This is a genomic window from Desulfosarcina cetonica JCM 12296 (assembly GCF_001311845.1).
In the GTDB taxonomy this organism is placed as follows: domain Bacteria; phylum Desulfobacterota; class Desulfobacteria; order Desulfobacterales; family Desulfosarcinaceae; genus Desulfosarcina; species Desulfosarcina cetonica.
This window is the reverse complement of the sequence record NZ_BBCC01000063.1, coordinates 21,041-31,169: the sequence shown is the minus strand read 5'-3', so window position 1 is coordinate 31,169 and position 10,129 is coordinate 21,041. Positions and strand designations below refer to the sequence as shown.

Sequence of the window (10,129 nt, the reverse complement as noted above, 5' to 3'; positions counted from 1 at the left end):
TGCGTCGCGGGTGGTGGCGTCGATCCGGTGGCAACGGTCGATCGCGGGTTCTTCTTCATCCGGCAGCGGTATCATTCCAGGGACATGACCCCTTCCCAACGCTGGTATTCGGTTTCCGTGGGCCGTCCGCGGGATTGCAGAAGCGCGATGATATCGGGCTGGTTGAAACGCAGGTAGGGGTTGACGGCCAGTTCATCGGCCAGGGTGGAGACCACGTGATGCTTGTCGTAGCGGGCTGCGTAAGCATCGATGGCGCGGTTGTCCGGCGTCAGATGGCGCGCAAAGGCCAGCGAGGCGGCCACATAGTCGTGCCCGGCGTAAATGCGGGTCGACTCGGGGCGGTCCATTAAAAGGCGGATGGAGCGGTAGAAGGCCTCAAGATCTCCCGAGAAGCAGTTGCCCACCGTCCCGTTGAACAGGGTGTCGCCGGTGACCATGACGTCGCCGGCGCAAAAGGTGACCGAATCCATGGTGTGACCCGGGGTGTGGCGGACCGTGATGGTCTCGCCGGCCAGATCGATCACCTCGCCATCGTCGAATTGCCGATGATCGCGGTACGGGGCGCCGGATGCGGCCACCAAACGGTCCGTCCCGCTGGTATGGTCGCCGTGGCCGTGGGTGTTGGTGACGCCGATGAGGACCAGGTCGCGGTCACGGACATAATCCAGAATCGCCTCCACGGCACCGCCGTCGATGGCCAGGGCACGGCCGCCGTGGTGGAGCAGATAGGCCAGATTGTCGCTGCCGTAAAAAAACTGTTGGATTTTCACTGTGCTGGCTTCCGTCTTTGACGCATTTCGGGGATGTGAGAATTGTTCTTTGATATCGATATATTAAACTTCATTTCCAGGCAATAGAAAAAATGGTGTGGGATGAATTGGGGCTTTTCCGCCACTCGTCATCCGAAAAACGGCAGTAAATTAGGGTCTGTCCACCACTTTGCTCCACCCAGAATAATGTTTTTAATTTTTTACTTAACTTTCAAAAATTATTAGCAAAATTATGTTACATAAATATACTTTCCCCTTGACAGCGGATGAAATTTGTATTTTTATCCCAGTTAAGTGGTGAAAAATGGTGAAAAGTGGTGATTGATGTTTCGGGGAAGCTCCTCTCATACGATCGATGCCAAAGGGCGGATCATTATTCCGGCGCGTTTTCGCGACGTGATCAACGCCAGCGGCGACGAGCGCATCATGATCACGCGCATGGACAATTGCCTTTTTGCCTATACGTTCAACGAATGGAATAAGGTTGAACAGAGAATACTTCAACTGCCTCAAAAAAGCGAGCGCATGCGACGGTTTCAGCGTTTTTTTATCGGCTCCGCCCAGGACTGCCGCTGCGACGGCCAGGGCCGGGTGCTGATTCCGCCGATGCTCAAAGGGTATGCCGGTCTGGAAAAAGAGGTCGTCCTGGTCGGTGTTATGTCCCGTTTTGAGATCTGGTCCAAGGAAAAATTGGACCGCGAGGAGGAACAGTTGGCCACGGATATGGGCGATGAGCAGATTCGGGAGGAGATCTCCCACCTGGGCCTTTAGCCGATGTCCGACTATCATATTACCGCCATGCTCGCCGAAGCGGTGGACATGCTGGCCTGCCGGCCGGGGAGCACGATCGTCGACGGGACGTTGGGTGGATGCGGGCACGCTCGCGAGATTTGCCGCCGTATCGTTCCCGGAGGCACGCTGGTGGGGATCGATCAGGACCGGGATGCCATTGAACGGGCCCATCGGATCCTGCCGGTCGACAATCTGACAATCCACATCGTTCACGCCAATTTCGTGGACCTGCCGCTGCTGCTTTCTCAACTGAACATCACTGCCGTGGACGGTATCCTGGTCGATATTGGCCTCTCCCAGCATCAGCTCGAGGCCAGTGGCCGGGGTTTTAGCTTTAATCGGGATGAACCCTTGGATATGCGCATGGATGTCCGCAGCGCCGTTACCGCCGCCGATCTGGTGGCGACTTTGAGCGAACGCGAGCTGGCCGGCCTGTTCAGCCGTTACGGCGAAGAACGCTGGGCCGGTCGCATTGCCCGGCAGGTGGTCGCCCGGCGTAGGCATCAGCCGGTGACCACCAGTGGCCAGTTGGCCCGTTTGGTCGTTGAGGCGGTGCCCGCCGGCGCGGCACGGAAACAGCGGATTCATCCGGCCACACGGGTGTTCATGGCCTTGCGCATTGCCGTCAACCGTGAATTGGAAGTGCTGGACCGGTTTCTGGAGGCGGCGGTGGCGCTGCTCCGTCCAGGGGGGCGGTTGTGCGTGCTCGCCTTTCATTCCCTGGAGGACCGCATGGTCAAACAGCGCTTTCGCACCATGGCCAATCCGTGTACCTGCCCGCCGGCGCTGCCCCGCTGTGTCTGTGGGCGCCGGCCGACGGTGAATCTGCTGACCCGCAAGGTGCTTCGGCCGACCGAGGACGAAGTGCGCCGGAACCCCATGGCGCGTAGTACGCGTCTGCGGGCCGTGGAGAAACGCGGATGACCGTCGCCAAGCGCATTGCGCCGCGGAGCGCGGCCGGGAATCGGACACCTTGGGCAGCGCGCGTAACCGCAAGCTGCGGCCCAAGGGAAAAAGCCGGGCCGGCTTGTGGATCGGGCTGATGGCGCTTTTGTTCCTGGAATCCCTGGTCTATGCCTGGTGTCGCGTCCAGTGCGTCAACACCGGTTTTGCCATCGATCACGAGACGAGCCGGCACCAGGCGCTTTTACGGGAACGGAGCACCTTGAAGATCGAACTCGCCCGGCTTAAATCGCCCGGGCGCATTGAAACCATCGCGAGAACCCGCCTGGGATTGATCAGCCCCCAGGCCCAACAGACCATGAGACGACCATGACAACCCCCGTCAATACGCGCATCCGCCTGCGGGTCGGCATCGTTGGCGCCCTTTTTATCCTGGCCCTTGCGACCATTACCATTCAGGCGGTCCGCTTGCATGTGTTCAAGGGAGCCTGGCTTTCCGCCCGGGCCGCCAAGGAATACGAGCGCGACATGGTGGTTCAGGGCAAACGCGGCGCCATTACCGATCGCAAGGGCAGTCCGCTGGCGGTGAGTATCGACAGCATCTCGATCGGGGCCCACCCGCGACGCATCGAAAATCGTCAAGAAGCCGCCCGGCAGCTGGCCAAGGCGTTATCCCAGCCCCAGAAGCGCATTTACGAGCGGCTCAATCCCAAGCGTAACTTCGTCTGGCTCAAGCGCCAGGCGATTCCCAAGCAGGTCGAGACCGTTCGGGCGCTGAAATGCACCGGTGTCGAATTCATCACCGAACACAGCCGGTTTTACCCCAACAAGACCCTGGCCGCCCAGTTGGTGGGGTTTTCCGGTATCGACAGCCACGGCCTCGAAGGCCTGGAATTCTACTTCGATGGGGATCTTAAGGGCCGCGAAGCGGAGATGACCCTGTTCAGGGATGCCTTGGGGCGCCATTTCGACGGCACCAGGGCCTCGGAGCGGCTGCACGAGGGCAACAACGTGGTGTTGACCATCGACGGGACGATTCAGCATATCGCCCAAAAGGCCCTCGAGGCATCGGTGACCGAATACCAGGCCAAATCGGGAATGGCCATCGTCATGGCCCCGTCGACCGGGGAGATCCTGGCCATGGCCAACTATCCCTTTTTCAACCCCAATCGCTATGGCGACTACGGCCGCTCCAACTGGCGCAACCGGACCGTCACCGATTCCTTCGAACCTGGATCGACCATGAAAATGTTCAGTGCGGCGGCGGCCATCGATAGTGGCGCGTGCGCCCCCGAGACGATTTTCTACTGCGAAAATGGCAAATACCGCATCGGACGGAACACGATCCATGACACCAAGCCCCACGGGTGGCTGTCACTTCGGCAAATCGTTAAATATTCGAGTAATATCGGATCGGTGAAGGTATCGGAACGGTTGGGGTCCGAGCATCTCTACAACTATTTGTACGCCTTCGGTTTCGGTCAGCGGACGGGCATCGCCTGTCCCGGCGAAACGGCCGGCAGTTTGAGTCCGTTCAAATCCTGGACCGCCATCGACACCGGGGCGATCTCCTTTGGTCAGGGCATTTCGGTGTCGGCCATTCAATTGATCAGCGCCGCGTCGGCGATCGGTAACGGCGGCATGCTGATGAAACCGATGCTGATCCAGCGGATCACCGATCGCAATGGCCAGGTGATCAAAACGTATACGCCCGAGGCGGTCCGCCAGGTGATTTCCTCTCATTCGGCTGCGAGATGCGGCGGATCTTGCGTGAAGTGATCAGCGAAGGCGGAACCGGCACCCGGGCGGCACTCAAGGGATACTCCGTGTGCGGCAAGACCGGTACGGCCCAGAAGATCGACGAAACCGGCACCTACGCCAAGGGAACATACCTCTCCTCATTCTTGGGGCTTGTCCCCGCGGACCAGCCTGAGTTGGCCATCTTGGTGGTTGTGGATGAACCCAAAACCCATGATTACGGGGGAATCGTGGCCGCTCCGGCGTTTCGTCAGATCGCCTTGGAAACCTTGAGTTACCTCAACATTCCGCCGGGACGCGACGCCGATGAGCTGCAGGTCTCCCGGGGAGACCGGGCCAAGGGATGAAATTTTCCGAACTGACCGATGGATTGATGGGCGAACGCATCGATGACCGGCCGTCCGGAACGGATCCGGAGGTGACCGCCCTGTGCTACGATTCACGCAAGGTGGTTCCGGGTGCCGTGTTCGTGGCCATTGAGGGGTTTTCCGTTGACGGGCACCGGTTTGTAGGCGATGCGGTGGCGCGCGGGGCCGTGGCGGTGGTCTGCAGCCGGACGGTGGCGGTCGATGCGGTGACCCTGCGGGTCGACGACGCACGGGAGGCCCTGGCCCGGTTGGCTTGCCGATTTTACGCTTACCCGGCCCATCAGTTGACCCTCGTCGGTGTGACCGGCACCAGCGGCAAGACCACGGTCACCTATCTGGTGGAGCGGATCCTGGAGACGGCCGGCGTGGCCGTGGGCGTGATCGGGACGATCAACTACCGTTATGCCGGCAAGGTCTTCGCCAATCCGGTGACCACGCCGGAATCGGCCGACCTGCAGGCGATTTTCCGGCAGATGGTCGATCACGGCATCACCCATGCGGTCATGGAGGTCTCCTCCCATGCCCTGGATCTTTCCCGGGTGGCGGGATGCGTTTTCGATGTGGCCGTGTTCACCAACCTGAGTCACGACCACCTCGACTACCACGAGACCATGCAGAACTACTGGCAGAGCAAGCAGAAGCTCTTCGAGTGCCACCTCAAGCCGTCCGATGACCGGCATGCGGTCCGTGTCGTGGTCAACGGTGACGACGCCCACGGCCGGGAGTTGGCCGATCGTTTTGGATCGACGGCCTATCGCACGGCGGCCAGGGGTACGGGCGATATCCGGCCGGAGAAGATATCCATGGACCTTGCCGGGATCCGCGGCCGCGTCGCCACACCGGCGGGAACGCTCGATATCGATTCTCCTGGTGGGGGATTTCAATCTGGAGAACATCCTCAGCGCCACGGGGGTGGCCCTGGCCCTGGGTCTTGCTCCGGTGGTGATTGCCGATGGCATCCGCGCCGGCACCTGTGTGCCCGGCCGCCTGGAGCGCATCCGCGAAGGCGGCGAGCGGTTTATCTTTGTGGATTACTCCCACAAACCCGACGCCCTGGAGAACGCCATCACCACCTTGCGACGACTGACGCCCGGACGGTTGATCACCGTTTTCGGATGCGGCGGCGATCGCGATCGCACCAAACGACCGGTGATGGGCGAGATCGCCGCGCGGCACAGTGACTTGAGCGTGATCACGTCCGACAATCCGCGTTCGGAAGACCCCTTGGGCATCATTGAAGCCATCGAGGCGGGTGTCCGACGGGTTTGCCGCCGGCGGTGGAATGCCGGTGATCTGGGCGCATCCTGGACAGGCCCGGCCTACCTGGTCGAGCCCGACCGCCGCGCCGCTATCGTCCTGGCCATCGATGCCGCGCAGCCCCATGACACGGTGTTGATCGCCGGCAAGGGACATGAAACCTACCAGATCCTGGCCGGTGAAACGATTCATTTCGACGACCGCGAGGTGGCCCGTGAAGTGCTGGCCGCCCAGGTCCGCAAAGGAGCATGAACCGGTGAGCCCCTATCGATGGACCATCGAAAAGGTCATGACCGCCACCGACGGCCGGTTGGTGTGTGGTTCTGCGCAGCTGGACCTGGCCGGGATTGCCATCGATTCGCGGACTGTTTTGCCGGATCAGCTGTTCGTGGCCATTGCGGGGGAATCCCACGACGGCCACCGTTTCATCGCTCAGGTGCTCGATAGCGGCGTGAAGGGCGTCGTGGTGGCCGATGCACAAGTGAGCAACCTGCCCTTGGAGCGCATGCGCACCGAAGGGGTCGCCTGCGTGCGCGTCCCTGACACCACGCGCGCCCTGGGGGACCTGGCCCGATTCAACCGCCGGCGCGGAGGGGTCAAGGTGGTGGCCGTGACCGGATCCAACGGCAAGACCTCCACGCGTATGCTCATGGAATTGGTGATCGGTCAGACGTTCGTGGTCCTGGCCACCAGCGGCAACATGAACAACCACATCGGCCTGCCCTTGACGCTCTTTCGGTTGGGCCCGGCCCATCATGCCGCCGTGTTGGAGTTGGGGATGAACCATGCCGGTGAAATCGACACCCTCGGCCGAATTTGCGAACCCGACGTGGGGGTGATCACCAATGTGGGACCGGCCCATCTGGAAGGCCTCGGCAGCATCGACAATGTCGCCCGGGCCAAGGGCGAGCTGTTGGGCACGATCCGCGCCGGCGGAACGGCGGTGCTGAACGGCGACGACCCCCGAGTGGCGGCCCTGGGTCAGCCGCTTGATTGTCCGGTGGTCTATTTCGGAACCGGCCCCGATGCCCAGGTGCGCGCTGAATCGATCCGGCTGACGGCCATGGGGATGACCTTCGTGCTCGTCACCCCGTCGGGTTCGGTTCCGGTTCGCCTGGCCACCCCGTCCCGGGTGATGGTCGGCAACGCCCTGGCGGCCGCCGCGGCCGGTGAGATCCTGGGGGTCTCCCTGGATCGCATCCAAAGAGGACTCGAACGCTTCGAACCCCAGGTCGGCCGCATGGGTATCCGCCGTCTGGGCCATGATATTCGTCTGATCGACGATACCTACAACGCCAATCCGGCCTCCATGCTGGCGGCCATCGAGACCCTGGCCGCCCTGCGCGGCGAAAGCCGCACCATCGCGGTCCTCGGCGACATGCTGGAGCTGGGTGAGGCATCGTCGGCCTTGCACCACAAGGTCGGCGAGCGGGTCGGGCAGCTGGACATTGACCGGTTGTTCGTCACCGGAACCTTCGCCGATTCGGTCGCCGCCGGTGCCCTTGGCCGCCGAATGCCGGCCTCGGGGATCTTTTCCGGCAGCCAGGCCGAAATTACCGCCGAGCTTTGCCGGCAACTGGCGCCCGGAGATCTGGTGCTGGTCAAGGGATCCCGGGGCATGGCCATGGAACGGGTCGTGGAGGCGGTGTGCCGCTGGGCCCAGGACGAGCGTTAAGCGTATCGGGCAGATGACAAAAAACAAGAAAGCAGCCAACCGTAACCGATGATTTACCACCTGCTATATCCGCTGCATACGACCTTTGCCGTCTTCAATGTGTTCCGTTATGTCACCTTCCGGAGCATTTATGCCAGTTTGACGGCTTTCATGATCTGTTTTCTGCTGGGGCCCTGGATGATCCGGCGGCTCTCCATGATGCAGGTGGGGCAATATGTCCGCGACGACGGACCCAAAGAACATCTCAAGAAAGCCGGCACACCGACCATGGGCGGCATTCTGATCATTTCCGCCGTGGTCGGTTCGACCCTTTTGTGGACGGACCTGACCAACCGTTTCGTCTGGATCGCGCTCTTATCCATGGTGGGCTTCGGGCTGATCGGCTTTGCGGACGACTATCTCATGCAGGTCAAGAAACGCAGCCTGGGACTGACCGCCCGCCAGAAACTGCTTGCTCAGTTCCTGCTGGCCCTCGGGGTGGCTCTTTTGGCCTATTGGGTACCCGATTTTTCCACCAAGGTGAGCGTGCCTTTTTTCAAACGCTTCACACCGGATCCGGGATGGGCTTACATCCCCTTCGCCGCCTTGGTCATCGTGGGTGCCTCCAATGCGGTCAACCTTACCGACGGGCTGGACGGCCTGGCCATCGGCCCGGTGACCATCGCCGCCGGCACCTACATGATTTTTGCCTATGTGGCCGGGCACGCGCGCATCGCCGAATATCTGCAGATTACCCCGGTGGCCGGCTGCAGCGAGATTGCCGTTTACTGCGCCGCCCTGGCCGGTGCGGGCGTCGGGTTCCTGTGGTTCAACGCCTATCCGGCCCAGATCTTCATGGGTGATGTGGGCTCCCTGTCCATGGGGGCGTCCCTGGGTACCGTGGCGGTGATCACCAAGCAGGAGATCCTCCTGGTGCTGGTGGGCGGGCTGTTTGTCATTGAAGCCCTCTCGGTGATCGCCCAGGTGGGCTATTTCAAAATGACCAAAGGACGGCGGATTTTCCGCATGGCCCCCCTGCATCACCATTTCGAGCTTAAAGGGTGGCCCGAACCCAAGGTGATCGTGCGGTTCTGGATCATCGCCGCCGCCCTGGCGCTGATCTCCATGAGTACGTTGAAGCTGCGCTGACGGCAAGGCGGGGAGAACGGGATGCAAGTCAACAACAAACGCGTCGTGGTGGTGGGATTGGGGCGCTCGGGCGTGGCCACCGCTCGCTTTTTGGCCAAACGCGGGGCCCGCGTGACGGTCATCGACCGTGCGCCGGCCGAAAAGCTTCGGGGCGCCGTGGACGCCTGGACGGCCATGCCATCCGTTTCAGACTCGGTGGCCATGACGCAGTCGATCTGGCGCAGGCCGACCTGGTGGTTCTCAGTCCCGGCGTGCCGCACACCCAGCCGATGCTGGAGCCGGCCTGGGCCGCCGGCATCCCGGTGATTGGCGAAATGGAACTGGCATCGGTGTTTGTCAAAGCGCCGATCATCGCCGTGACCGGCACCAACGGCAAGACCACGACCACCGAACTTTTGGGACAAATGCTGAAAAACAGCGGCAAACGGGTTTTCGTCGGCGGCAACATCGGCACACCGCTGATAGCCTATGCCGACGGCGCCCACGGCGTTGCCGATGTCATCGTCGCCGAAACGAGCAGTTTTCAGCTGGACACGACGGTCAGCTTTCGACCGGCAACGTCGGTGCTGCTGAACATCACCGACGACCACCTGGACCGATACGCCGGTTTCTCGGCCTATGCTGAATCCAAGTGGCGGATTTTCAAGAACCAGGAGCCCGAAGACGCGGCGGTGCTCAATGCCATGGATGCGACCGTGGTCAAGATGATGGAAACCCACGCCCTGCGTTCCCGCCGGCGGCTTTTTTCCCATGTACCGGTGGTCCAGGGCGCCCGGATCCAGAAGGATCGCATCGCCGTGGTCGAAAACCGGCGGACGACGGTGGTGTTCGATTTGGCCAAATGCCATTTGGTCGGACCGCACAACCGTGAGAATATCGCCGCCGCCTGCCTGGCCGCCTTGGAACACGGGGCCACTCTCGCCGGTATCCAGCAGACCATCGACACGTTTCGGGGGCTGCCGCACCGGGTCGAAACCGTGGGCTTTGTCCGCGGTATCCGGTTTGTCAACGACTCCAAGGCCACCAATGTGGATGCGGTCAAACGTGCGCTGGAGTGTTTTGACGGGCCGGTGGTTCTGATCCTGGGAGGACAGAACAAGAAGGGTGACTTCAATCGGCTCAAGACCATCGTGCGCCAACGGGTCAAGACGCTAGTGGCCCTGGGTGAGGCCCGGGACGAGATCGTCACCGCCCTGGCCGGTGATCCGCAACAGGGGGTCATCGAGGCGGGCTCCATGGAGGAGGCCGTGGCCAAGGCCCTGTCCGCGGCAGTGGCCGGCGATGTGGTGCTGCTCTCGCCGGCCTGCGCCAGTTTCGACATGTTTGACAACTACGCCCACCGGGGCGAGTGCTTTCGAAGCATCGTGGAAAGGTTGGCATGAATACCACCACCGCCAAACGCAACCGGTTCAACCGCTGGTGTATGACCTCGGCCTTTTATTCCCCGTCCTGGTGCTGGTGGGCCTGGGGATCGTCAT

The 10,129-nt window shown here is 61.7% G+C and carries 11 protein-coding genes and 1 pseudogene; 11 read left to right on the top strand and 1 reads right to left on the bottom strand.

Annotation, left to right across the window (positions count from 1 at the left end):
• Nucleotides 1-71: 71 nt before the first annotated feature.
• Entirely contained in the window at nucleotides 72-770 is a 699-nt protein-coding gene (locus JCM12296_RS15440) for a hydroxyacylglutathione hydrolase C-terminal domain-containing protein (RefSeq protein WP_054694810.1), read from the bottom strand.
• 324 nt (nucleotides 771-1,094) lie between these two features.
• Here JCM12296_RS15440 and mraZ point away from each other — a divergent pair, with 324 nt between their 5' ends.
• The 11 genes and pseudogenes from mraZ to murD all read left to right on the top strand — a co-directional run bounded on the left by mraZ (nucleotide 1,095) and on the right by murD (nucleotide 10,033).
• Nucleotides 1,095-1,541 carry a division/cell wall cluster transcriptional repressor MraZ gene (gene mraZ, locus JCM12296_RS15435; protein ID WP_054694806.1) on the top strand — a complete coding sequence of 149 codons (447 nt, stop codon included), beginning with the start codon at nucleotides 1,095-1,097 and terminating at the stop codon, nucleotides 1,539-1,541.
• 3 nt (nucleotides 1,542-1,544) lie between these two features.
• A complete protein-coding gene (gene rsmH / locus JCM12296_RS15430) occupies nucleotides 1,545-2,486 on the top strand; it encodes a 16S rRNA (cytosine(1402)-N(4))-methyltransferase RsmH (protein WP_054694803.1) in 942 nt (313 codons plus the stop codon).
• Nucleotides 2,487-2,535: 49 nt separating this feature from the next.
• Complete coding sequence (locus JCM12296_RS15425; RefSeq protein ID WP_054694800.1) at nucleotides 2,536-2,838, top strand: FtsB/FtsL family cell division protein; 303 nt, start codon at nucleotides 2,536-2,538, stop codon at nucleotides 2,836-2,838.
• Nucleotides 2,835-4,244 (top strand): peptidoglycan D,D-transpeptidase FtsI family protein, encoded by a 1,410-nt coding sequence (locus JCM12296_RS15420; RefSeq protein WP_054694798.1) that lies wholly within the window; start codon nucleotides 2,835-2,837, stop codon nucleotides 4,242-4,244. Before JCM12296_RS15425 ends, JCM12296_RS15420 begins: the two co-directional genes overlap by 4 nt.
• The gene (locus JCM12296_RS47555) at nucleotides 4,241-4,570 is read left to right on the top strand and encodes a penicillin-binding transpeptidase domain-containing protein (protein ID WP_054694795.1); all 330 of its coding nucleotides are present in this window, start codon (nucleotides 4,241-4,243) and stop codon (nucleotides 4,568-4,570) included. The genes JCM12296_RS15420 and JCM12296_RS47555 overlap by 4 nt, the downstream gene beginning before the upstream one ends.
• A pseudogene (locus tag JCM12296_RS15410) lies at nucleotides 4,567-5,400 on the top strand (Mur ligase family protein); the annotation flags it as partial. The gene JCM12296_RS47555 and the pseudogene JCM12296_RS15410, both read left to right, overlap by 4 nt.
• Entirely contained in the window at nucleotides 5,294-6,100 is an 807-nt protein-coding gene (locus tag JCM12296_RS44605; RefSeq protein WP_246804376.1) for a Mur ligase family protein, read from the top strand. The pseudogene JCM12296_RS15410 and the gene JCM12296_RS44605, both read left to right, overlap by 107 nt.
• Nucleotides 6,101-6,104: 4 nt before the next feature.
• A complete protein-coding gene (locus JCM12296_RS15400) occupies nucleotides 6,105-7,523 on the top strand; it encodes a UDP-N-acetylmuramoyl-tripeptide--D-alanyl-D-alanine ligase (protein ID WP_054694786.1) in 1,419 nt (472 codons plus the stop codon).
• Between the two features lie 48 nt (nucleotides 7,524-7,571).
• On the top strand, nucleotides 7,572-8,651 hold the full coding sequence (gene mraY / locus JCM12296_RS15395; protein WP_054694782.1) for a phospho-N-acetylmuramoyl-pentapeptide-transferase: 1,080 nt from the start codon (nucleotides 7,572-7,574) through the stop codon (nucleotides 8,649-8,651).
• Nucleotides 8,652-8,672: 21 nt separating this feature from the next.
• On the top strand, nucleotides 8,673-8,957 hold the full coding sequence (locus tag JCM12296_RS44600) for an FAD-dependent oxidoreductase (RefSeq protein WP_054694778.1): 285 nt from the start codon (nucleotides 8,673-8,675) through the stop codon (nucleotides 8,955-8,957).
• Nucleotides 8,867-10,033, top strand: a complete 1,167-nt coding sequence (murD, locus tag JCM12296_RS15385) for a UDP-N-acetylmuramoyl-L-alanine--D-glutamate ligase (protein ID WP_246804374.1) — start codon at nucleotides 8,867-8,869, stop codon at nucleotides 10,031-10,033. Before JCM12296_RS44600 ends, murD begins: the two co-directional genes overlap by 91 nt.
• Nucleotides 10,034-10,129 lie beyond the last annotated feature (96 nt).